The following is a 23,015-nucleotide window of genomic DNA, read 5'->3' as shown; positions in this document are numbered from 1 at the left end:
CCCCTCACAGCCGTCGCTCACAGCCGTTCCTTACCGTCTCGTTACGGCCGATCGCCGATCATGGAGGTCCAGACTTCAAGCATTAGTGTGGACGGTATGGAAGAACAGGGCACGCCGGTCGGCCGGCGCGTGATGCTCGGCGTTCTCGGCCTCGGCGCGGCAGGCGTCGCGTTCGGCAGCAAGCTGCAGAACGGGATCGACTCCGTGCTGTCCTCCGTCAGCAGCAAGGACCCCACCGGGGTGACCGGGCTGCTGCCCGGCGGGGGCGGCTTCCGCTTCTACTCGGTGGCGTCCTCGATCCCGCACCGCGACGAGGAGACCTACCGGCTGAAGGTCAGTGGCCTGGTGGACAAGGCGGCCGAGTACCGGCTGTCGGACCTGCGCGCCATGCCGCAGACCCGCCTGGTGCGCGATGTCCAGTGCGTGACCGGCTGGCGGGTGGACAACACGCCCTTCGAGGGCGTGAAGCTCTCCCATCTCCTGGACCTCGCGGGCGTGCGGGACGACGCCACCGCCATCCGCTTCACCTGCTTCGACGGCGCCTACACCGAGAGCCTGACGCTCAAGCAGGCCCGCCGCGCCGATGTGATCGTGGCGCTCAAGATGCAGGACAAGGCGGTCACGACCGCCCACGGCGGCCCCGTCCGGCTCTATGTCGCGCCCATGTACTTCTACAAGTCGGCCAAGTGGCTGTCCGGGATCGAGGTCACCAAGGATGTCGAGCCCGGCTACTGGGAGCACTACGGCTACGACGTCGACGCCTGGGTCGGCCGCTCCAACGGACGCAGCGATGACGCGACCTGAGGGCGCTCAGGGCGCTCAGGGCGCCAAGGGCGCCAAGGGGGTCATCCGGCGGTTCACCGCCGCCGAGCACTGGGTGCACCGCACCACGTCCGCGCTGATGCTGGTCTGCCTCGCCACCGCCGCGATGCTCTATCTGCCCGCCCTCGCCGAGATCGTCGGCCGCCGCCGCCTCGTGGTCACCGTCCACGAATGGGCGGGCATCATGCTCCCCGTCCCCGCTCTGGCCGGGCTCGCCTCCCGGGCCTTCCGCCGCGATCTGAAACTGCTCAACCGCTTCGCCGACCACGACTGGAGCTGGCTGCGGGACGCGCTGCGCCGCAGGCCCGAGGAACTGCGGCTGTCGGGCAAGTTCAACGCGGGCCAGAAGCTGTACGCATCCTTCTCCGCCGGCGCCGCGCTGGTGATGGTCGGCACCGGTCTGATCATGTGGTTCCCGCATCTCACGGCCGTGGTGTGGCGCACCGGTGCGACCTTCGTCCACGACTGGCTGGCGCTGGCCATCGCCGCCGCCGTCATCGGCCACATCTGGATGGCCGCACGCGATCCCGAGGCGCGCCTCGGGATGCGTACGGGCCGGGTCAGCCGGGCCTGGGCGCGCCGCCACCACCCGAAGTGGGACCCCGACGCCGAGGCCCGGGCCGAGGACTCAGAGGTCCAGGACCAGCCGCGCACCCCGGCAGCGTGACACGCAGATCATCATCGTCTCGTTGGCCGCCTGCTCCTCGTCGGTGAGCACCGAGTCGCGGTGGTCGGCCTCGCCCTCGACGATGTCCGTCTCGCAGGTGCCGCAGGTGCCCTCCGTGCAGGAGTACAGCACCTGAACGCCCGCCTCCTCGACGGTCTGCAGGATACTGCGCCCGCCTGGCACGGTCAGCGTCAGCCCGGACTGCTGGAGCACCAGCTCGAAGGCGTCGGAGGAAGCGTCAGGATCCACCGCCTTCGCCTGGAAGCGTTCCGTCACGGCGGTGCAGCGGGCCTCGACGGCGTCGAGCAGCGGACCGGGGCCGCAGCAGTAGACCAGGGTGTCCGGGCCGGGGGAGCCGAGGTAGGCGTCCAGGTCCAGCAGGCCGCTCTCGTCCTGAGGGGCGACGCGCACCTTGTCGCCGTACGCGGCCAACCGGTCCAGGAAGGCCATCGAGCCGCGCGTACGGCCGCCGTACAGCAGCGTCCAGTCCGCGCCCGCCGCCTCGGCGGCGGCGAGCATGGGCAGGATCGGGGTGATCCCGATGCCGCCCGCGACGAAGAGGTAGCGGGCGGCCGGGCGCAGCGCGAAGTGATTGCGCGGACCCCGGACCGTCACCGCCGCGCCCTCCGCCAGCTTGTCGTGGACGTACGCCGAGCCGCCCCGCCCGTCCGGCTCGCGCAGCACCCCGACGGTCCAGGCCCCGGTGTCGGCGAGGTCCCCGCAGAGCGAGTACTGCCGGACCAGGCCCTCGCCGAGCACCAGGTCGATGTGGGAGCCGGGCTCCCAGGCGGGCAGCGGCTCGCCGGCCGGATGGCGCAGGGTGAGCGAGACGACGCCCGCCGCCTCGTCCCTGCGGGCGGCGACGACCAGGTCGGCCTCGTGTTCCGGGGTCACCGGTCCTCCTCGGTGTTCGGGCTGTCGTGGCCCAGGGGGTGGCGGAGCATCCAGTCCCACATCTCCACCGGGTCCTGGCCGTCGCGCTCGGCCCCGCAGTGGCAGATGCCGTGCAGCCAGTCGGTCCCCGGCACCCAGTCGATGCGGTAGACCTCGGCGGTGTGCGGGCGGCTCATCGCGCGGCGGCCGGTGCGCCCGGTGCGGTGACCGGGGGCTGCGCACCCTCCGCCGCGAGGCGGGCCAGGATGCGGCGGGCGGCCAGGCCGCCGGTGTCGATGTTGATGCTCAGCTCCTGGTAGCCCTCGGGCTCGGTGTCCAGGGTCTTCTGCAGCAGATTCAGCGCGTCGACGTCCTGCATGACGACCTCGCGGTTGAAGTCGTGCAGGAACGTCGACATCTCCTCGTCGCCGTGCCCGAAGTCCCGGGAGACCGCCCAGAAGTCGTACACGCTGTTGTCCGTGGACGGCGTGATCGCGTACGTGATCTCCACGTGGAAGGCGTCCGGGTCCGTGCCGTCCGCGTTGGGCAGCACCCCCTGGGGCGCGATCCGGCTGTGCAGCAGGTACAGACACGGGGCGTGGTACTCGATGTCCTGCCACCGGGTGATCCGGCCCTTGATCCCCGTAGAGCGCTCGTAGAACGGCGGGCACGCGGCGTCGTCCATGTGCCGGCTGACCCGCACGATGCCCGCGCCCTCGTCCACCTCGGTCGTCATCGGGGTCTCGGCGACCTCGGGCGTGCCGATGTAGCCGCCGTGCAGATACGTCTCGTGCGACAGGTCCATCAGATTGTCCACGAGCAGCCCGTAGTTGCCGTCGATCGGCTCCATGCCGCCGACCGTCGTCCAGTTCTCGGCGTCGGCCAGGTGCGGCGCCCGGGGGATCGTCGTGGCGTCGGCCAGAGCCGGGTCCCCGATCCAGACCCACACGAAGGAGTCCTGCTCGACCACGGGATACGCGCTCACCCGCGCGGTGCGGGGAATGCGCTTCTGGCCGGGGACGTAGACGCAGGTGCCGGTCGTGTCATACGTGAAGCCGTGGTAGCCGCAGACCACCTTGTCGCCGTCCAGCCGGCTCGCCGACAGCGGGAAGCGCCGGTGCACGCAGCGGTCGGCCAGCGCGATGACCTCGTTCGTCTCCTCCGTACGGTAGAAGGCGATCGGCTCGTTGAGGATCGTCCGTCCGAGCAGCTCCCGGCCGATCTCACGGCCATAGGCCGCCACGTACCACTGGTTTCTGGCGAACTTAGTCATGGGCTGACTCCCGTCTCTCCTGGTGCCGACATCGTCCAGAAGGGCGTCGCAGAGCCGCAATACGTCTTCCACCGGACGGAAGTGCCTCCGTGAACTTCCTGTTCAAGGCGGGTGTTGATGCATGAGTGTGGCACTCGGTGAAGGCTGGGGCGAGGCAGGCTCGCTCAGCGTCCCCGTGGTGGATTGCGTCTCTTCCGTGCCCAGGCTTTGCCACCCGATGACCGATTTCTAGATCTTTGTGGCACTTGGCTCGCCGTATTCAGGTGGTACATCGGCAGTAATTGCATCGTCGCTGGTCAAACATGTTGGCTTTGACGGGAAGGGGGTGCTGGGTCGAATCCGCGTCGAATTGAACGACCTGGCTGCTCTTCGGCGTGTTATTGCTGGTCAGACCGGGTGATTCTTGAAGCGAGCATGGCGACGTGTCCCGGCTCTGAGAGGCGTATGCGAAGCTCCGAGTGAGGGAGCGCTCGGCCTTCACCGCCGATGTGCCCATGGGCGGTTTCGCTCTCCGTATGGGGTGGTGGTCTTGCAGGAGGCGAGGTCGCGTAGGTGCTGAGGCGCAGCGGAGGTGGCCCGGGGTGGCCGAGGGTGGTGACGGCGTGCAGTCCCGCGAGATCTTGGACAGTCCGGCTCCAGGAGATGCTGGACGTCACCAGAAGAGGAATGCCGGCCACGTGAGCTCGAGACTCCGTTCCGCCCCCTCCGACACGAGGGGCGGATTAGCCTCGGGCTTTCACGAACCGGGCTGTCCGAGGCTTGATCACAGCTGCGAGAAGTACTTCTGACCAGCGATATTGGGACTTGTGGAGGGTCCTGTTGGGTGCGGGGAAGGAAGCACTTCTCAGGTGAAGCGGCATGCCGCCTTCCCCACCCGGGCACTCCGCGGCTGCCGTCCCCGTCCGTCTATGCTCGCAGTGATGAGGTCGCCCGCACGGTAAAGAACGGGACCCGGGGTGCGGTCAGGGTCGTTTGCCTCATCACCTTCGCGTGATCGGCTCCGCGTAGTTAACCTCGCGGAGTCACCTGAGCGGCTTGTCCGACGGGTGGTCAGATGAGCAGAAAGTGCCTCTGACCAGCAAGAATAAGGATTGTCTAGGCCCTTGTTCCCGCGCCTGTCGGAGGCACTTTCCAGGTGAGCAATCGTATCGGGTTGTACCCGCGTGTCCGCGTCGAGGGCGGGGGTCGCGGCGTTGTTTCGCAGGCCGGGGCCGTCCTGCTGGTCGAGACGGCCCGCAAGGCTGGGCTGGATGCGGCGATGTCGACGGCCTTGGTGCCGTGGCGCAAGGCCCGCGCCGTGCATGATCCCGGGAAGGTACTGCTGGACGTCGCGCTTGCCGTGGCCCTGGGCGGGGACTGCCTGGCGGACATCGGCGTGCTGCGGGCCGAGCCCGCTGTGTTCGGGCCGGTTGCCTCCGATCCGACCGTCTCCCGCCTGATCGGTGTGCTGGCCGCGGCCGGTCCCCGTGCGCTGGCGGCCATCCGCCGGGCACGGGCCGAAGTCCGCGAGCGCGCATGGCGATTGGCCGGCGAGGCGGCCCCGGATACGGGCGGCGAGGTGATCGTGGACATCGACGGGGTGCTGGTCCTGGCGCACTCCGAGAAGGAGGACGCCGCCGCGACCTGGAAGAAGACCTTCGGGCATCACCCGCTGCTGGCGTTCGTCGACCACGGTCACCAAGGATCCGGGGAACCGGTGGCGGGTCTGCTGCGGCCGGGGAACGCGGGCAGCAACACCGCCGCCGACCACATCGACATCGCCCGCCTGGCCCTGGCCCAGCTGCCGAAGAAGTACCGGCGCGGACGAGCCACCCTGGTCCGCACCGACTCCGCCGGAGGCACCCACGAGTTCCTCGACTGGCTTTCCACGCGCGGCCGGTGGCTGTCGTATTCGGTGGGGATGACCATCACCGACGCGGTTCACCAGGCCGTGCTGAAGGTCCCGGCTTCGGCCTGGACGCCGGCCGTCGAACCCGGCGGCCAGGTCCGTGACGGTGCCTGGGTCGCCGAGCTCGCCGGGGACGTCCTGACCGGCTGGCCGAAAGGGATGCGGCTGATCGTCCGCAAGGAACGGCCCCACCCCGGCGCGCAGTTGCGCTTCACCGACGCCGACGGCATGCGGCTCACCGCGTTCGCCACCAACACCAAGCACATCCCGATCGCCCGGCTGGAGCTGCGGCACCGCCAGAGGGCCCGGGCCGAGGACCGCATCCGCGCCGCCCGCGACACCGGCCTGCGCAACCTGCCCCTGCACGGCACCGCGCAGAACCGGATCTGGCTGGAGATCATCCAGATCGCGCTCGACCTGCTGGCCTGGATGCCCATGCTCGCCCTGACCGGGCCCGTCCGCCGCTGGGAGCCCAAACGTCTACGGCTGCGGCTGTTCTCCGCCGCCGCCCACCTCGTGACGACAGGCCGCCGCCACTACCTCCGCCTCGCCCGCCACTGGCCCTGGACCGACCTGATCACCAGCGCGTTCGCCCGCCTGCAAGCCCTCCCGAAGCCCGGCTGACCAGCGGCAAAGCCCCATCTCGACGAGCACTCCAACGGCCGGAGCCGTGGAACCCGGCGCCCACCCGACGCGACAGACGGGCCCTCACCCTGCCCGCGACCGGCCCAACAAGCCAAAACGGCCCGCCGGACAAGCCGACGGGTCGCTATGAAAGATCGAGGTTAGATGGAACCGATCCACGCGTGCGTACTTCTGCGTCTGCGTGCTCAGATCATGAGGTGCCGGTCTGCAACCCCGCGATGAGTCCGTCGAGTATCCGCAACTGGCGGGCGGGTGTGGTCAGGCGAGCCGCGAAGATCGCGTTGATCTGGAGTCCCATCAGCGTGGCCATCGCAAGGTCCAAGAACGCATCGAGATCGCAGGACGGGTTGATCTCTCCCGCTTCAGCCGCAGTGCGCAGATACGAGAGCATCTGATCGCGCCAGCGCGATATTGTCTGGTCGTAGACGTCGATCAGTTCCTCATCGGCTACCGCGTAGTTCCAGAAGCCGATGACGACGCGGGCCTCATTGAGACGCTCGTCGTCCAGGGGCATGATCTCGATGCAGAACTTGCGGAACGCGTTCACGCCGTCGGCGCCGGCGATGGTGCGGGTGGCCCGCTGCTCGGTGGCTGTGTTGGCGCGCTCCAGCGCGGCCCGCAGAATTGCTGCTTTGGCGGGAAAGTATCGTGCGAGCGCACCGTTGGTGAATCCCGCTTCGGCGGCGAGATCCCGCATGTTCAGCGCCGCGAATCCTCGCCGCGCGACAATGCGCCATACAGCTTCGATGATCTCTTCACGCCGCGCGTCGTGGTCCACGATCTTGGGCATGGTGTCACCTTACCAACGGGTGGACGCCTGCATGCTGGTCGCTATGGTCAGCACCGTTGCGGCCAAACTGAGAACGTTCAATGGCTGGGCGAGGCGCCGTATCGGTCCCACGTGAAGCGGTGGACGGCCGTACGGCGTCGGCGACGCTCGATCCGGCTGGCCGGCCGAGCTCGCGGGCCTCGCGGGCCTCGCGGCGGATGAGTCCGGGGGGCGTGTGGCCCGCAGACCCAGCCCTGTGACCTGGTGAAGCTCTTACGCCACCTTCTCGCGGGAGGGGCGCACGTAGCGGGGGCGAACAGCTGTCATTCCCGATGGCCGTGAGAGCGGTCCACATGGCGCCCCCCTTCCCAGCAGCCCGGCAAGGGATTACAGTGAAGCTATTAATCTACAACTGTAGACGACAGGCTCTGGTGCGGCACCAGTCGGTACGCGGCATTGAGGCCCTCGGTATCCGGTACCGGCCACACCATCCTGGGCACCTGATCCCCGGCGCCCAGGTAGGCGTCCAGCCCTCGTCATGACCATCACGACCTCATAGGACAACGCGTGCCTGATCTCGAGCCAGATGAATTCCGCCGCCAGGGCCACCAGCTGATCGACTGGGTCGCCCAATACCGCACCTCGCTCCCATCCCTGCGCGTGCAGCCGAATGTCTCACCGGGCTCCGTGAAGGCTCAGCTTCCTCGTGAACTGCCTGAGCAACCGTCCGAGGCGCTGGGCGATGATCTCGTCGCCCTGCTCAACGACGTGGTCGTTCCCTCGTCGCTCCACTGGCAGCACCCAGGATTCTTCGGCTACTTCCCAGCGAACGCGTCGCTGCTGTCGCTCCTCGGTGACATCGCATCGGGCGGGATCGGAGCGCAGGGAATGCTCTGGTCAACATCGCCGGCCGGGACGGAGATCGAGCAGGTCCTGCTAGACGGCCTGGCGGACGCGCTGGGCCTTGGCCGCGAGTTCACCTTCGCCGGGGGCGGAGGCGGTTCGCTGCAGGATTCGGCCTCGTCGGCATCTTTGGTGGCGCTGCTGGCTGCGCTGCAGCGCAGCAACCCGGACTGGCGCGAACACGGTGTGGACGGCACCGAGACGGTGTACGTCACTGCCGAGACCCACTCGTCACTGGCCAAGGCTGTGCGTGTGGCCGGGCTCGGCGCGCGAGCGCTGCGGATCGTCCCCTTTACGCAAGGCACGCTGTCCATGTCGGCGGATACCCTGGCAGACATGCTGGCCGAGGACGCAGCCGCCGGAAAGAGGCCGGTCCTGGTCTGTCCGACCGTGGGAACAACCGGCACGGGTGCCATCGACCCCGTCAGGGACGTCGCCCTGGCAGCGCGTGAGTACGAGGCGTGGGTGCACGTCGACGCCGCGTGGGCGGGAGTCGCGGCGTTGTGTCCCGAGTTCCGCTGGCTCCTGGACGGCGTGGACCTTGCCGACTCGTTCTGCACCGACGCACACAAGTGGTTCTACACCGCCTTCGACGCCTCTTTCATGTGGGTGAGGGATGCCCGAGCGCTGCCGACAGCGCTGTCCATCACGCCGGAGTACCTGCGTAACGCTGCGACGGAATCGGGCGAAGTCGTCGATTACCGCGACTGGCAGGTCCCGCTGGGCCGTCGTATGCGTGCGTTGAAGATCTGGTCGGTGGTGCACGGCGCCGGACTGGAAGGCCTGCGCGAAAGCATCCGCGGCCACGTCGCCATGGCCGACTCCTTGGTCAGCAGGATCGAGAGCGAGCCGGGCTTCGCCCTGGCCGCCCCGCCGTCACTGGCACTCGTATGCCTGTACCTCGTCGACCGGGACGGTCGCCCCGACGGCGCCGCCACCAAGGCGGCAATGGAGGCGGTCAATGCCGAAGGGCATTCCTTCCTCACGCACACATCGGTCAACGGTCACTTCGCGATTCGCGTCGCAATCGGCACGCCGACGACGCTGGCCGACCACATCGACACCCTGTGGGACTCGCTTCGCAAGGCCGCTCGCCAGAGCGGTGGGTGACGTAGGAGCTACGTCTGGGTCAGGCCCGTGTGGCAAGGCGAGCCTGCATCCTCGTCCCGCGCTGCCGCACGCGGCGCGCTTTCGGAGACGGCAATGGCCCGGTCCTTCGCAGGCGCTGGCGGCGCCGCCTGAACCGGCGAGCAGACCGAGCTCCACAGACGGGCATACCAGCGGCCTGCGGCGGTGAGGCGGCCTTCGGCCTTGCGGGGCTGGCTGGCGGGCAACGCCGCGGCGTCGTCGGCCGGCCCGAGTCGCACGGCGTTCAGCACCACCGTCCAGGAGGTGCGTCGGCTTCCGGCACGGCGACGATTGAGTCGGGCCAGCTGGGAATCAGCTGGTGCCAGTTCCCGCCCCGGTCGTACACGCGACGGGACTATCCGTCTGTCAGCTGACCGGGAAATGACCAGCGTGGGCCGGCAGGCGACGGAAGTGAGCGGCTCCAGCAAGCCGGTGTGGCACCGGCCGCGGGCCGGGCTGTGCTCGATGTCCAGGCACGAGGCGGCGAGCGTGTCCCGTTTTCCCTTGCCTCCGCCTGGCACAGCGACTGCTGCGAGACGGTGTCCGCGCCCGCTCCGTCCGGGCGTGGTCTTTGGCATCGGTGATCGCCTCGGTCAGCACGGCGGCGGCCCACTCGGTGATGACCGGGTCCGTTCGCAGGAAGTGGGCGGCTCGCGCAGTTCGAGGGCCCCACAACATGAAAGGGGCAGCCCGATGGAACTCAGGCATCTGCGGTATTTCCTGGCCGTCGCCGAGACGCGCCATTTCGGAAAGGCCGCGGAGGCCCTCCACATGGCGCAACCGCCGCTGTCCCAGGCGATCCGTCGCCTGGAGAGCGAACTGGGCGTGGAGCTGTTCACGCGCACCACCCGGCAGGTCGCGCTGAGCGGCGCGGGCGAGGTGTTCCGCACAGACGTGGAGCGCATCCTCAAGGACGTCGACGAGGCAGCGGCCCGGGCGGGGCGTTTCGCCACCGGGGTGGAGGGCGTGCTGCGCGTCGGTCTGACGGGCTCCGCCTCGTACCGCCAACTGCCTGCCCTGGCACGCCTGCTCAAGCAGGAGATGCCGCACGTGATGATGGAGGTGCACACCGAGATGCTCACGCCCGCCCAGGAGGCGGCGCTCGTCGAGCGGCGCCTCGATGTCGGTGTGCTGCGCCCCCCGGTCCGCGAGGAGGGCCTCACCCACCGACCGCTCGCCGACGAACCGCTGGTCGTCGCGGTACCGGAGGAGCATTGGCTCGCCGAGGTCGACACCGTCCGGATCGAGCAGCTGCGGCACGAGGACTTCATCATGTACGGCGCCACGCTCGGCTCCGTCGTCAACGACGCCGTCGTCCGCAGCTGTCTGTCCTCCGGCTTCTACCCGCACTGCGCCTACGAGGTCACCGAGACCTCCGCCGCGCTCGCCCTGGTAGCCGCCGGCCTCGGCATCGCGGTACTGCCCGACTCGATCCGCTCCGCGAAACGCGAGGGCGTGCTGTGCAAAAACATCGACGACGCGCTGTCGGTGCCGCTGGTCCTGGCCTGGCGTGCTGCGGACGACTCGCCGCTGGTGCGGAATCTCCTGCGGGTGCTGGATCGAAATGGCGTATTCATCGAAGGATTGGCATGAAGATCGTCCAAGTCGAGACAATTCCCTTTGCCATTCCTTATGCGAAGCCGCTGAAATTAGCCAGCGGTGAGGTGCGCACCGCCGACCACGTCCTGGTCCGGCTGCACACGGACGAGGGGCTGACGGGAACCGCCGAGGCGCCACCCCGCCCCTACACCTACGGCGAGACCCAGGAGTCGATCATCGCGATGATCGACAAGATCCCCACCCCCCAGCTCCTCGGCCTGTCAGTGCTGGAGCGGGAGGCCGTGCACGCGCGCCTGGACCGGACGGTGGGTAATCCGACCGCCAAGGCGGCGATCGACATGGCCCTGTGGGACATCGTCGGCCAGGTCGCGGGCATGTCGGTGTCCGGACTGCTCGGCGGCTACACCGACCGCATGCGGGTGTGCCACATGGCCGGCTTCGCCCAGGCCACCGAAATGGTCGCGGAGGCCCAGCGGATACGTGACACCTACGGCGTCACGACCTTCAAGGTGAAGGTCGGCCGCCAGCCCTACACCGAGGACGTCGCCGCCTGCCGTGCGCTGCGCGAGGCGCTCGGCACGGACGTGGAGCTCTACACCGACAGCAACCGCGGCTGGACGGCGTCCGACTCCGCGCGCCCTGCGCGAGATGGCCGACCTCGGGCTGACCTTCGCCGAGGAACTCTGCCCCGCCGACGATGTGCTCGGGCGCCGCTGGCTGGTCGCGCGGAGCCCGGTGCCGTTCATCGCCGACGAGAGCGCCACCCGCCCCGGTGAGGTGACCCGCGAGCTGCTCGGCGGCTCCGCCACCGCCATCAAGACCGCCCGGACCGGCTTCACCGACCAGATCCCGACCGACGGCTCCTGCGGCAAGCTGATCGCCGCCGCCGGCTGGCACGCCTGGCGCCCCGCGAGGAGTTCGCCCACCAGTACCTGGCCGGGGAACTGGAGGTGTAGATGATCCCGCGGGGCACGCTGGCCGAGCGGCTGCGCGCCGGCGGTGCCGGGATCCCCGCCTTCTACACCCCGGCTGGGGTGGGGACCCAGGTCGTCGAGGGTGGGCTGCCGTGGCGCTGGGTCGGCTCCGGCGGCGTCGCGCTGGCCTCCCCGCCGAAGGAGGTACGGGAGTTCGACGGCACCGAGTACGTGCTGGAGAGCGGCATCCGCACCGACTTCGCGCTGGTGAGGGCAGTGAAAGGTGACCGGTGCGGCAACTTGGTGTTCAACAAGTCGTCCCGCAACTTCAACCCGCTCGCGGCGATGGCGGGCCGTCCTGGACGTCACCGACGACGGGCTGCTGCTGGCGGAGACCGCACCCGGGGTGACCGTTGACGAGATCACCGCCAAGACCGACGCAACGAGGCCTTCGCCGCCCAGGTGCTCGGCTGCGTCGCCGAGTGGCCCGAGTTCGATCCCGCGATCCTCAACCCGCAGGTCTGCGCCATCCGCCCTCGGCCACCCACTCGGCGCCTCCGGCGCCCGCCTCGCCGGCACCGTCGCCCACAGGTTCCGCCGCTCGACTGAGCCGTGGAGCCTGGGTGCTGGGTCTCTGATCGAGAAGAGCTCAGCCTCAAGAGCTCCGATGTATAGGACTGGGCTTCCATGGATGGGTGATCTTTCACTCTTAAACATGTCCCGGAACTTCCTATCTGCTTCGCCATTTTGGGCGAATCTCGTCCCACCTATAGACGCGCACGCCATCCTGCTCCTATAAATCCATCCGATGTCTTCTCTCGGGGCGACGCGGAGCACGGCCGCCATGCCGGCGTTCCGCTCCTAACGCCCTGCCCTTGTTCCCCCGACACATGGAGCCGCACCATGTCCTCAGCTCGCCTCAGCAGGCGCTCTCTGATGAAGGCCGCCGCTCTCGCCGGAGGAGTGGCGGCCTTCGGGCTGCCGCAGGCCCTGTGGCCCTCCGCCGCCGAGGCGTACACGGTTCCCTCGAAGATGGACTGGTGGTACCAGGCCCGGTTCGGGATGTTCATCCACTTCGGGTCCTACTCCTACCGGGGCCACGGCGAGTGGGCGTTCTACAGCGAGAACTGGGCCAAGGCCGACTACCAGAACCAGGTCAGCGCGCACTTCAACCCGACCTCCTTCAACGCCGCGACCATCGCCGAGCTGGCCAAGAACGCCGGCATGAAGTACCTCGTGATCACCGCCAAGCACCACGAGGGCTACGCGATGTGGGACTCCGACGTGGCGAGCTTCACCGACACCACGGGCACCAAGCAGTACAACCTGCGCGACTACAGCGGCTACCAGCCCGACCTGCTCGCGCAGTTGAAGACGGAGTGCGAGAGCCGGGGCGTCAAGTTCGGGCTGTACTACTCGATCATGGACTGGAACCACTCCTCCCAGACCGCCAACCACAGCACGGTGTACTCCACGATGGCCTCGCAGGCCGCCCGCACCGCCTACATCACCGACATGAAGGCCCAGTTGCAGGAGCTGCTGAACCGATACGACCCGGCCGTGCTGTGGTTCGACGGCGACTGGTGCGGCAACCCGTCCACCCCCACGCTCGACGACTGGTGGATCAAGTCAGACGGCCAGGACCTGTACAACTGGCTGATCAGCCGTAAGCCCGGACTCATCGTGAACGAGCGGGTCAAGCGCGACCTCGGCCTCGGCGACTTCGCCTGCCCGGAACAGACGGTCCCCGCCACACCGATGGACCGGCCCTGGGAGACCTGCGCCACGATGAACGGCGCCTGGGGTTACGACCAGTCGAAGGAGAGCTCCTACCGGTCCGTCCACGACCTCCTGAGGGAGTTCGTCACGGTCGTCTCCCGCGACGGCAACTACCTGCTCAACGTCGGCCCCAAGGGCGACGGCACGCTCACCTCGGGCACCGTGAACGTCCTCAATGGATTCGCCTCCTGGATGAGCACCTACGGAGACAGCGTCTACGGCACCAGCGGCAGCCCCTTCGCCGCCGAGCCGTCCTGGGGCAAGTTCACCATGAAGGACGGCAAGCTGTTCACCCACATCTTCACGTGGCCCACGGACGGCGTGCTCCGGATCCCGGAGGTCTACAACACCATCGGCCGCGTCTATCTGCTGAACGACCCCTCCACCTCGCTCTCCTACACCGTCAGCGGCGGCACCATCAACGTAACGGTGCCGGCAACCGCGCCCAACGCCGACGTCTCGGTGGTCTGCGTCGAGGTCAGCGGCATGCCCGCGGTCCTGCCGGAGGGCGTGTACCGGTTGGTGTGCGCCAACAGCGGCAAGGCCCTGGACAATGGCAACGTCACCACCGAGGGCAGCTCGGTGATCCAGTACACCTCCAACAGCGGAACGCCGCAGCAGTGGAGCATGACCAAGATCGGCTGACCGCCGCGCGCCGGTCCCTCCGCACAACCACCGGTTCCCCATGCGTAGCTCCGTCCGGACCGGCAGCACCAGCGGCTCATACTCACCCCTGAGCGGTTCATCTGAGGCGGCGGCGCTGAACAGCGCCGCCGCACTCGTTGGCTCGGCGGCTCGACCGCCAACGGCACCCACCGAATTCAGGGGACCCGCGGCACCGGCCTCTCCGGGACGCGCGGGGTGACGCCGGTGGCCGCGACGCACCAGCAGGTGTACCGGGAACTGGGGCGGCTGGAGGAGGCCGGACTCGTCCAGGCACTGCCGACGCCCGGGGTCCGCAAGGAGTATGAGGTGCTGCCCGCCGGACGTGACGAACTCGTCGAGTGGGTGGCCCGCAGCGAGGATCCAATCCCAAGCCGTTGCGCGACAGCCTGCTGCTGCGTCTGCGCGCCGCCGCCGTCGTAGGCACCGCCGGGCTGAGGCAGGAGCTGGAACGCCACCGGAGCCTGCACCAGACGCAGTTGGACGAGTACCTGGAGATCGAGAAGCGCGACTTCACCTCGCGCTCGCCATCCGAGAAGGACCGCCTGCAGCACCTCGTACTGCTGGGCGGCATCAGCCAGGAGACCCACTGGGTCTCCTGGCTCGACACCGCCCTCGCGGAACTCGCGGCCCTCGAACACGGCCGTTGAACCTCCAGCGCCTCGGCCACGCCTCGCTGGCCCACGTGCTCGGTTGCTGCGGCCGACAGCTCCGGCCGCCGGTGCTGGAACCGCAGGGTGCGTCCGTCGATGCGGGGGAACTCATGACCACCTCTGTGACTTCACACAAGCCCCGCCAAAGGACAGCACGGCAGAGCAGAGGCGCGAAGGCACCGGTGCTTACGGCGCGGAAGTCGCGCGGTTCCAGACCGCGCACCGCGTTGGCGATCAGGGCGTCACAGGGCCGGATCCTGAGGTCGGGACTACATGACCTCGCCGGTGTGCTGCATGATCGCGCTGACCGCCTTACTGCTTCTCACCCCCACTTCGTGCTTGCGCAAGCACTCTGTAAGATGGGCGATATGACAGCGGGTGACAAGGTCCCTCCTCTCCGCCGCGACGAACAGGCGGTGATCAGGGCGCTGCTCCCGGCGGTGGCGGCGATGATGCGGGCCTTTGATGCCGACCTGAATCGCGCAGAGCGCATGACGCATACCGAGTACCTGGTGCTGATGTTCCTGTCCGAGGCACCCGAGTGCACATCGCGGCTCGTCGACCTGGCCGCCCAGTGCCACAAGTCGCCGAGTGCCATCAGCCGTGCGGTTGGACGGCTGGAGGTCGACGGGCTTGTGCGGCGCGTGCAGGCCAGTGACGACGGCCGTGGCGCCAACGCCATCCTCACCGACGTGGGGCTCGCCAGGCTGGAACAGGCGCGTTATACCCATGTCTTGAGCATTCGCCGGCATCTGCTCGACCACCTGGAGGGCGTCGACCTGGACGCCTTGGCGCGGGCATTGGACAGCATTGCCAATCCCGGCAACTCCGTGAAGGCCCCGACGCGGGCGACGTCCGGTCGTTAGCGGCCAGCGTCCTATTGGCGACGACGGCGCGAGCGGGCTGCGCTTCGTGCGGGTGGACTGCCTGGCATGTGATGTCAGTCCGTGCGCACGGGCAGGCAGGTCATCGGCCGCTGCACCGTGAGCAGTACGGCCCACGGCACCCGCCCCGGCCCCGATGCGGCCGCGGCCAGGCCCGGTGCCTCCGGATCGACCTGCCTGACCACCGCCGGTCCCAGTCCCTTCCCCTGCCGTTCCCGACGCGGCCGCGGCCTCCGAGAGCCCGGTGTCCCGCCGGTTCGTTTGGCACCCGAACAGGCCTCGCTCCCGGCCGCGCTTCGTTGCCGTCGAGCGCTCGGAGCAGTGCCTTGCGCGCGGAGCGTAGTTGACACATGACCCACATTCCATGGCGCAAGTACGTGCGTGCGCACGCACGTAGGAGTAATGTTTGCGGTGTTCAACCAGCTGGTCTCGGCGCTGCGGCACACATACGGGTGCCGGAGGCGGAGGCCGCGACAAGCATGTCCCGATGAGGAGGCACATGATGAGAGTCAGCAAGCAGGCGGAGAACGGCACGACAAGACGGGGGCTGCTGCAAGGAGCCGCGCTCGGCGGTGCGGGTATCGCCGCCGCGTCGCTGCTTCCCGCCCCGACCGCGTCGGCTGCCGGTGCGAGTGGTGGGTTCGTGTTCCCCGGCGTCGACATCGTCATCGACGGTTCCCACGCCACCACCGATGTGACCCTGCTGGTCCGGGACTACCTCGCCCGCAAGAGTGCGGCCGATCCGGACGGGACGATGACCTTCTTCTCGCACAACCCTGTCACCTACATCGACGCCGTTCTGGGGTGGTCCTGGTACGACTGGGACTCCCTGCGGACGGCGCTGGGCCAGTTCATGCCGAACTGGCCCAAGGACGGTAAGTCCTATCCCACCCGGATACTGGGAAACTCGGCCGGCGCCATTGTGTTCTTCACTGACACGGCCGGCCTGTTCGGGTCCTCCGAGATCCGTGCGGTGGGTGTCATCAACTTCAGCGATCGGAAAATCACCCGGCAGATCGACTACTGGGACGGCAGGCACTTCGGTATATCCGACACGGCGAAGCTGAGAGTGCCTGCGGACACGTTCCCGGCGGACTTCCGTGAATCCACCGTCGGAGAGACCGCAGCGCACACCATGAAAAACGCCTCGTACACACTCGCTCGGGCTCTGCGGGCCGGCGACGGGGCGAGCGCAGCGGACCTTTTCGCACCCGGCGCCGTTTTCGAGGACATTCCGGCACACGTGCAGATCGTCGGCCCCAGAAGTATCGGTTCCTACCTCACCGGCGCTGCTTCCCTTCTGCCGTACTCCGGTGGGAGTACGGCCGTTCGACACGTCGTCGGCAGCGCGGCGGGCGGCGGGTACGAATGGACCGCTTCTGACGGCCCCGTTCCCCGGGGCGTCATCGCCCTGGAACTGGACGGTTGGGGAAAGATCACCCGCCTTACCGCCATGTGGGACGGATCGCAGGTGGACGACTCCACGCTGGTCTCTCTGTCTCAGAAGGCGATCGAGAGATAGCCGAACAAGGGTTCCCGGCCGGGTGGTCTTCCGGCGGCCCGGGCATTGAGGCAGGGCCTCCAGTACAGCTCATGGGCGTAAATCAAACCGAGCAACAGGAGGCCCTGACGGCGAGCGTGGTGTGCACGCCCCCAGGTCGCCCGGCTCGAAGAGCGCGGCGATTCCGGGGCTGTCGCGTGCGGCTTCGGCGGCGGCCCCGACCGGATCGAAAGGGGATCGGCGTACACCACGTCGGGCGGGACGGCGAGGATGACGAAGCTCGGCCCGTCCGGCTCGGGCCAGGTCATGCACTCGGTGTCTTCTGGACGGTGTCCGGGCTTCGCCCCGCCGCAGGGCTTCGCGTGGCCAGCAGCGCGGCGCCGAGGTCTGCCACGGTATGGGGATCCGAGAGGGAACGGCCGGTCAGCTCCTCGACGCGGCGGAGGCGGTAGCGGACGGTGTTGGGGTGGACGTAGAGGCGCTGGGCCGTGGTCGTGGCGGAGCCGTCGGCTGCGAACCAGTGCTCCAGGGTGTCCAGGAGACGTGTGCGTTCGAGGCCCGGGAGGTCGAGGATGGGTTTGAGGAGCACCTTCATCAGGTGGGCGGCCTCGGCGGGGGCGGCGACGAGCATGGCGAGGGGATTGTCGTCGAAACGGGCGACGCCTGGGCTGTGGCCCGGCAGGCCTGCTTCGCCGCGCTGCTGGCCGGACACGAACCGCTGAGCGAGGTGGCGCGGACGGCGGACGACGACGTGGCTGTCCTGCTGTACACCTCCGGCACCACCGGCAAGCCCAAGGGCGCCGCGCTCACCCACGGCGGGCTGCGGCACAACACCGAGGCCAATGAGGTCCACGTCCAGCGGATGACGTCGGACGACGTGGTGGTGGGCTGTCTGCCGCTGTTCCACATCTTCGGCCAGATCTGCACGATGAGCGGGGCCGTCCGCAGCGGCGCCTCGCTCACGCTCATCCCGCGCTTCGACCCGCAGACCGTGCTGGACGCCATCGCCCGCGACCGGGCGACGGTCTTCGGGGGCGTACCGAGCATGTACGCGGCCCTGCTGCAGCACCCGGCGGAAGCGGACGTGTCGACGCTGCGGATGTGCGTCTCCGGCGGCGCCTCCCTGCCGCTGGAGGTGCTGCGCGGCTTCGAGGAGCGCTTCGGCTGCGCGGTGCTGGAGGGCTTCGGCATGTCCGAGACGAGCCCGGTGGTGACGTTCAACCACCTCGACCGGCCCCGCAAGGCCGGCTCGATCGGCACCCCGATCCAGGACGTGGAGGTCCGGCTGCTGGACGACACGGGCCAGGACGTGGGCCACGCCGAGGTCGGCGAGCTGGCCGTGCGCGGCCCCAACCTGATGAAGGGCTACTGGAACCGTCCCGAGGAGACAGCGATCGCAGTCCCGGACGGCTAGTTGCGCACCGGTGACCTGGCCCGGCGGGACGAGGACGGCTACCTCTACATCGTCGACCGGAAGAAGGACATGATCATCCGCGGTGGCTACAACGTCTACCCGCGCGAGACAGAGGAGGTCCTGCACGAACACCCGGATGTCGCCCTCGCCGCGGTGTTGGGCGTACCGCATCAGGAACTCGGCGAGGAGATCGCTGCCGCGGTGGTCCTGCGCACGGGCGCGCAGACCACGGCCGAGGAACTGCGGCAGTACGTCAAGGACCGGATAGCGGCGTACAAGTACCCCCGGACTGTGTGGCTCACGGGCACGTTGCCGATGGGACCGAGCGGCAAGATCCTCAAGCGGCAGATCAGCGCACCGGCGGCGGAGCCGACTGTCTGACGGCGCCGCCGCGAGGGATGCTGCGGCAGGCCGCGCAGGGTGCCAAGGGCCGTCGCTCCGGCTTCTGTTCAGCTTCTCGGGCCCCTCAGCAGAGCGGCGATGTCGATGCGGGCGGTCTGCAGTTTCGGGTCGTGAGTCTCCTCGGCGATTCCGCTGTCGGTGATGTACAGCAGGGCGCCGCGCGCCGCGCGCCGCGGTGGCGATCGGGGCGGAGAGGCCGCCGGCGCTGGTCAGCACGGTCTCGGCGGTTCCGTCGCGCTGAGGAAGCTGAAGTCGATGCCGGGCACGTCGTGGCTGACGGTCCGGACGGGACCGGGCGCGCGGTCTGCGGTGGTTCCGGCCGAGTGGGGGCAAGGGCGGGATCGACGAGCCAGGCGGTCGCCTCTCCGCCCGGGACCGGCATGGCCCGGATGGTGTTCAGCAGGGTGGCTGCGGCGTACGGGGTGCGCCCCGGGGGATCGATGGCCAGGCCGTTGAGGAAGGCGCCGGTGGGCAGGGCCGCGACGGGGACCGGAACGTGACGGCCGGTGTGGGCGTCGCGGCCTCGGTCATCGGCCGCACCTACCTGCGCTCCTCCGGCCGCCGCTCGACAGCCCGCCCGGAGCCGGTCCCGGCGTAGCGGCGCGCGTCCGGGAACCGGCCCCGTGAGCAGAGGACCGGCCGGATTCACTTCCGCCCCTTACGCGACTCGCTCGGACGGTCCTGCCGGCGCGGCCGTGACCCCCGGGTGGGACCGGGCGGTCCAGATGACTGGTCAGGAAGCGAAGAAGTACAGGCAGACGGTCAATCAGTGTGGATCGACGGCCGCGCTCCCATAACGCGAACCGCTGCCACCTGCGCCAGGCCGGCGAGCCACCGGCGCCTGCTCGACTTCGACGCCCGCTCTGCCCGACGGATCCTGGTGTCAGGCCGTCTCCTCGGTGATCGTGTTGGCTTCCAGCCATCGTTCGACAGCGGCCACATGGACGGTTGCGGCTGATGCGGCCAGCAGTGCGTCCCGGGACTGGAGCGCACGGAGGATGTCCTCGTGTTCCTGGTGCACACTCTCCAGCGTCCGTTCGATCTGGGTGCCGCGGATGATACGGACCCGCTGGGTACGCGTGGAGAGCACCCGTAGCAGCATGGTCAGAACCGGGTTGCCGACGGCCTCCACGATCCGCAGATGGAAATCGATGTCCAGTGCCACGAACTCGTCGACGGTGGCCGCCAACCGGGCACGGTCCAGGATCCCACGCAGGGCCTGGTTGTCCTGTGGCCGGAGCAATGTGGCAGCGCATGCGGTGGCCGGGGGCTCCAGCAGCCTGCGTACCTGGAGCAGCTGGAGGGCCGTGCGCCCCTGGGAGACGTCCGCGGCGAACGACAGGCTCTCCAGCAGGAGGTGCGGCTCCAGGCTGGAGACGTAGGTTCCGTCGCCCTGCCTGGCGACGAGGATCCCCATCGCGGTCAGCGCCCGGACGGCCTCGCGCAGTGAGTTGCGCGACAGCCCCAGCTGTCCGGCGAGGACCTCTTCGCGGGCAAGCCGGGAGCCGGGGGCCAGTTCACCGGTGATGATCATCTGCTTGATCTTGCCGATCGCTTCGTCGGTCAGTGCCACGAGGGCGTCCTCTCCGGGGCCGGGGCTGTGGTCACCAGCTGGTCCTAGTCCTGCTTCTCGCCGGAGGCGAAGCGGGAGATGATCAGGGCGAGGATGATGATGGCGCCGTTGAGGAACTGGTTCCACAGCGGGGGTACGCCCGCCAGGGTCATGACGTTGACCACGAGTTGCAGGGTGAGCACACCGGTCAGGGCGCCGAAAAGGGTGCCGCGGCCGCCGTTGAGGCTGACGCCGCCGATGACGGTGGCCGCGAAGACCTGGAAGATCCAGCCGCTTCCCTGGTCGGCGGAGATGGAGCCGTAGTGGCCGCTGTAGAGGATGCCGGCGAAGGCGGCGAGCAGGCCTCCGATGATGAGGACGGCCCAGGTGATTCGGTCGACGCGGATGCCGGCGGTGCGGGCGGCCTCGGGGTTCCCGCCGATCGCGTACAGGGCCCGGCCGTGGCGGAGCCAGGCCAGCGCGGAGCCGCCGATGGCGAAGAGCACCGCGCAGATCCAGATGGCGGCCGGGGCGCCCAGCCAGGAGGCGTGGCCCAGGTAGCTGAAGGAGCTGGGCATGTTGACGATGGACTGGCCCTCGGAGATGGCTATCTGGAGGCCGCGCAGCATGGTGAGGGCCCCGAGGGTGACGATGAATCCGTTGAGCCGCAGCTTGAGGATGAGGAAGCCGTTGACCGCCCCGATCAGTGCCCCGACGAGCAGGCACAGCGGGATCGCCGCCCATTCGGGGAAGAGCCCGAGACCGGTGAACCGTCCGCCGCTGGAGGGCAGGACCAGCCAGACCGCGATGACGGGGGCCACGCCGATGGTGGACTCCAGGGACAGGTCCATCCGGCCGACGATGAGGATCAGCGCCTCGGCCAGGACCAGCAGGCTCAGTTCGGTGGACTGCTGGGCCACCCCGAGGAGGTTGTCGGAAGTGAGGAAGGCAGGGGAGACGATGAAGCCTATGAGGCCCAGCACGAGTATGGCCGGGACCAGGGACAGCTCGCGGAAGCGGGAGAGGCTGGGAAGACGGCCGGCGTTGTGCGCGTCGGGCGCTTTCGCCGAGGTGGCCGCGGTTTCGGTGGCATCTGTGGTGGCGGACATGGTTACCTTCCGTGCTCTTCGGTGTCGGCGATGCCGCGGTGCGGTGCTTCGGCGTCGGGGGGCGTGCTGGCAACGCCCTCCATGGCGGCGACCAGTTGGTCGTCCCGCCAGCCGCGTGGGAACTCCGCGACAACGCGGCCGTGGAACATGGCCACGACGCGGTCGCACACCTTCAGGTCGTCCAGCTCGTCGGAGATGATCAGGGCGGCCCGGCCGTCGTCGGCGACCTTCCGGATCTTGCCGAGCAGGAATTCCTTGGATTTCACGTCCACACCGTTGGTGGGACGGATGGTCACCAGCACCTGCGGGTCGGTGGCCAGGGCTCGGGCGATGACGACCTTCTGCTGGTTGCCGCCGGACAGAGCGGAGACCGGGGTCGCCGGCCCCGGCGTCTTGATGTCCAGGTCCTCGATCATGCGCTGCGCGAACATCCTGATCCGTGAGGGCAGCACGATGCCGTACGGGCCGAGCTGGTCGGTGACAGTGAGTGTGGCGTTCTCGGCCACGCTGCGGTTGTTGACCAGTCCCTGGAGGTGACGGTCCTCAGGCACCAGGCCCACCCCGGCGGCGAGCGCTGCCGGGACGCTGCCGGCGCGGAGCTCCTGGCCGGCCACCGCGATCCGCCCGGACTCGGGACGGTGCAGCCCGGCGATGGTCTCGCCGAGGCGTACGTTGCCGCTGGCGGTCGCGCCGGCCAGCCCGACCACCTCGCCGGCGCGGACCGAGAGCGTCAGGTCCTGGTAGGCGCCGGACATTGCCAGTCCCTCGACGGTCAGCAGTTCGCGCGCGTCGGGGGAGGCGGCCGGGGTCCGGTCCTGGGCGAGGGCCGTGACGGTGGCGCTGTCGCCGGTCATGGCCTCCACGAGGGCCCCGTGGCCGAGTTCGGCGACGGGGGTGGTGAGGATGTGGCGGGCGTCCCGGTAGACGGTGACGGTGCCGCAGAGGTCGTAGACCTCCTGCAAGTGGTGGGAGATGAACAGGAAGGCGACGCCCCGGTGCTGCAGGTCGCGGAGCTTGTCGAAGAGGCGGGCGATGCCGCGGGCGTCGAGCTTGGCGGTGGGCTCGTCCAGGATGATGAAGCGTGCGCCGAAGGAGAGGGCTCTGGCGATCTCGACGAACTGCCGCTGCTCGACGGTGAGGTCCTTGGCGTGGGCGGTGGGGTCGATGTCCACGCCGTACTCGGCGAGCAACTGCTCGGCGCGCTGCCGCAGCGCCTTCCAGCGGATGGGCCGCAGCGCGCCGGAGCTCTGCCGGTCGAGGAAGAGGTTCTCGGCCACGGACAGCTCACCGATGATGGTGGACCGCTGGTAGACGCAGGCGACACGCGACCGCCAGGCCTCGGTGTCGCCGGGGGACGGGGCCGGCCCGCCGGAGAAGCTGAGCGTCCCGGTGTCCGGCTGCTGCAGGCCGGTGAGGATGGACACGAGGGTGGACTTGCCGGCGCCGTTGCGGCCGACCAGGGCGTGCGCTTCCCCGGCTGCGATGGAGATGCGGGCGTCGCGCAGTGCGACGGTGGCGCCGAAGCGTTTGCTGATCCCGGTCGCCTCGGCCACCGGAGCGGGCCGCCCGGTCGTGATCGGCGGGGCGGTCACGGTCTCCGCCATGCTGGGTACCGT

Annotated in this window: 17 protein-coding genes and 7 pseudogenes; 14 read left to right on the top strand and 10 right to left on the bottom strand. The window is 69.0% G+C overall.

Features of this window, described 5'->3' with window-relative positions; translation table 11 throughout:
• Positions 1–96: 96 nt before the first annotated feature.
• Both OG607_RS02690 and OG607_RS02685 read left to right on the top strand, forming a co-directional pair.
• Entirely contained in the window at positions 97–804 is a 708-nt protein-coding gene (locus OG607_RS02690; RefSeq protein WP_405718183.1) for a molybdopterin-dependent oxidoreductase, read from the top strand.
• Complete coding sequence (locus tag OG607_RS02685; protein ID WP_405718180.1) at positions 791–1,489, top strand: cytochrome b/b6 domain-containing protein; 699 nt, start codon at positions 791–793, stop codon at positions 1,487–1,489. Before OG607_RS02690 ends, OG607_RS02685 begins: the two co-directional genes overlap by 14 nt.
• Here OG607_RS02685 and OG607_RS02680 read toward each other — a convergent pair.
• From OG607_RS02680 to OG607_RS02670, 3 genes are read right to left on the bottom strand one after another with little or no spacing between them, the layout of a single operon-like run.
• Positions 1,451–2,383, bottom strand: coding sequence for a PDR/VanB family oxidoreductase (locus OG607_RS02680; RefSeq protein WP_405718178.1), 933 nt, complete (start codon positions 2,381–2,383; stop codon positions 1,451–1,453). The two genes, OG607_RS02685 and OG607_RS02680, sit on opposite strands and share 39 nt — an antisense overlap.
• On the bottom strand, positions 2,380–2,559 hold the full coding sequence (locus tag OG607_RS02675; protein WP_405718175.1) for a hypothetical protein: 180 nt from the start codon (positions 2,557–2,559) through the stop codon (positions 2,380–2,382). The genes OG607_RS02680 and OG607_RS02675 overlap by 4 nt, the downstream gene beginning before the upstream one ends.
• Positions 2,556–3,635, bottom strand: coding sequence for a Rieske 2Fe-2S domain-containing protein (locus tag OG607_RS02670; RefSeq protein WP_405718172.1), 1,080 nt, complete (start codon positions 3,633–3,635; stop codon positions 2,556–2,558). Before OG607_RS02670 ends, OG607_RS02675 begins: the two co-directional genes overlap by 4 nt.
• A gap of 1,135 nt (positions 3,636–4,770) precedes the next feature.
• Between OG607_RS02670 and OG607_RS02665 the strand changes: the two genes are divergently transcribed.
• Positions 4,771–6,147 (top strand): IS1380 family transposase, encoded by a 1,377-nt coding sequence (locus OG607_RS02665; RefSeq protein ID WP_405718170.1) that lies wholly within the window; start codon positions 4,771–4,773, stop codon positions 6,145–6,147.
• A 211-nt stretch (positions 6,148–6,358) separates the two neighbouring features.
• Here the strand turns inward: OG607_RS02665 and OG607_RS02660 are convergent, their stop codons facing one another.
• Positions 6,359–6,958 (bottom strand): TetR/AcrR family transcriptional regulator, encoded by a 600-nt coding sequence (locus OG607_RS02660; RefSeq protein ID WP_405718167.1) that lies wholly within the window; start codon positions 6,956–6,958, stop codon positions 6,359–6,361.
• Positions 6,959–7,504: 546 nt separating this feature from the next.
• On the opposite strand from OG607_RS02660, the gene OG607_RS02655 reads away from it, so the two are divergent.
• On the top strand, positions 7,505–8,950 hold the full coding sequence (locus OG607_RS02655; protein ID WP_405718164.1) for a pyridoxal phosphate-dependent decarboxylase family protein: 1,446 nt from the start codon (positions 7,505–7,507) through the stop codon (positions 8,948–8,950).
• An 8-nt stretch (positions 8,951–8,958) separates the two neighbouring features.
• Here OG607_RS02655 and OG607_RS02650 read toward each other — a convergent pair whose 3' ends face one another.
• Positions 8,959–9,222, bottom strand: coding sequence for a hypothetical protein (locus tag OG607_RS02650; RefSeq protein ID WP_405718161.1), 264 nt, complete (start codon positions 9,220–9,222; stop codon positions 8,959–8,961).
• Between the two features lie 439 nt (positions 9,223–9,661).
• Between OG607_RS02650 and OG607_RS02645 the strand changes: the two genes are divergently transcribed.
• The 9 genes and pseudogenes from OG607_RS02645 to OG607_RS02605 all read left to right on the top strand — a co-directional run bounded on the left by OG607_RS02645 (position 9,662) and on the right by OG607_RS02605 (position 16,943).
• Positions 9,662–10,561 (top strand): LysR substrate-binding domain-containing protein, encoded by a 900-nt coding sequence (locus tag OG607_RS02645; protein WP_405718158.1) that lies wholly within the window; start codon positions 9,662–9,664, stop codon positions 10,559–10,561.
• Positions 10,558–11,368, top strand: a pseudogene (locus OG607_RS02640) (mandelate racemase/muconate lactonizing enzyme family protein); the annotation flags it as partial. The gene OG607_RS02645 and the pseudogene OG607_RS02640, both read left to right, overlap by 4 nt.
• 71 nt (positions 11,369–11,439) lie before the next feature.
• Positions 11,440–11,799, top strand: a pseudogene (locus OG607_RS02635) (CoA transferase subunit A); the annotation flags it as partial.
• Positions 11,798–11,884: pseudogene (locus OG607_RS02630) on the top strand (succinyl-CoA--3-ketoacid-CoA transferase); the annotation flags it as partial. The pseudogenes OG607_RS02635 and OG607_RS02630, both read left to right, overlap by 2 nt.
• Positions 11,884–12,043: pseudogene (locus tag OG607_RS02625) on the top strand (3-oxoadipyl-CoA thiolase); the annotation flags it as partial. The pseudogenes OG607_RS02630 and OG607_RS02625, both read left to right, overlap by 1 nt.
• A gap of 302 nt (positions 12,044–12,345) precedes the next feature.
• Positions 12,346–13,866: an alpha-L-fucosidase gene (locus tag OG607_RS02620; RefSeq protein ID WP_405718156.1), complete on the top strand. Its 1,521-nt coding sequence runs from the start codon at positions 12,346–12,348 to the stop codon at positions 13,864–13,866.
• A 228-nt stretch (positions 13,867–14,094) separates the two neighbouring features.
• Positions 14,095–14,534 (top strand): annotated as a pseudogene (locus OG607_RS02615) (PadR family transcriptional regulator); the annotation flags it as partial.
• Between the two features lie 371 nt (positions 14,535–14,905).
• Positions 14,906–15,403 carry a MarR family winged helix-turn-helix transcriptional regulator gene (locus OG607_RS02610; RefSeq protein WP_405718153.1) on the top strand — a complete coding sequence of 166 codons (498 nt, stop codon included), beginning with the start codon at positions 14,906–14,908 and terminating at the stop codon, positions 15,401–15,403.
• Positions 15,404–15,920: 517 nt separating this feature from the next.
• The gene (locus tag OG607_RS02605; RefSeq protein ID WP_405718151.1) at positions 15,921–16,943 is read left to right on the top strand and encodes a hypothetical protein; all 1,023 of its coding nucleotides are present in this window, start codon (positions 15,921–15,923) and stop codon (positions 16,941–16,943) included.
• Here the strand turns inward: OG607_RS02605 and OG607_RS02600 are convergent.
• Positions 16,922–17,230 carry a hypothetical protein gene (locus tag OG607_RS02600; protein ID WP_405718148.1) on the bottom strand — a complete coding sequence of 103 codons (309 nt, stop codon included), beginning with the start codon at positions 17,228–17,230 and terminating at the stop codon, positions 16,922–16,924. The genes OG607_RS02605 and OG607_RS02600 overlap by 22 nt on opposite strands.
• Positions 17,227–17,610 (bottom strand): annotated as a pseudogene (locus tag OG607_RS02595) (PucR family transcriptional regulator); the annotation flags it as partial. The gene OG607_RS02600 and the pseudogene OG607_RS02595, both read right to left, overlap by 4 nt.
• Between OG607_RS02595 and OG607_RS02590 the strand changes: the two are divergent.
• Positions 17,605–18,717 (top strand): annotated as a pseudogene (locus OG607_RS02590) (AMP-binding protein); the annotation flags it as partial. The pseudogenes OG607_RS02595 and OG607_RS02590 sit on opposite strands and share 6 nt — an antisense overlap.
• 904 nt (positions 18,718–19,621) lie before the next feature.
• Here the strand turns inward: OG607_RS02590 and OG607_RS02585 are convergent.
• From OG607_RS02585 to OG607_RS02575, 3 genes are read right to left on the bottom strand one after another with little or no spacing between them, the layout of a single operon-like run.
• On the bottom strand, positions 19,622–20,311 hold the full coding sequence (locus OG607_RS02585) for a FadR/GntR family transcriptional regulator (protein ID WP_405718146.1): 690 nt from the start codon (positions 20,309–20,311) through the stop codon (positions 19,622–19,624).
• Positions 20,312–20,355: 44 nt separating this feature from the next.
• Positions 20,356–21,399: an ABC transporter permease gene (locus tag OG607_RS02580; protein ID WP_405718144.1), complete on the bottom strand. Its 1,044-nt coding sequence runs from the start codon at positions 21,397–21,399 to the stop codon at positions 20,356–20,358.
• A 2-nt stretch (positions 21,400–21,401) separates the two neighbouring features.
• Positions 21,402–23,003 (bottom strand): sugar ABC transporter ATP-binding protein, encoded by a 1,602-nt coding sequence (locus OG607_RS02575; RefSeq protein WP_405718142.1) that lies wholly within the window; start codon positions 23,001–23,003, stop codon positions 21,402–21,404.
• Positions 23,004–23,015: the final 12 nt, after the last annotated feature.

This window comes from Streptomyces sp. NBC_01537, from assembly GCF_045040445.1.
GTDB lineage: Bacteria > Actinomycetota > Actinomycetes > Streptomycetales > Streptomycetaceae > Actinacidiphila.
This window is presented reverse-complemented; position numbering and strand designations above follow the sequence as displayed.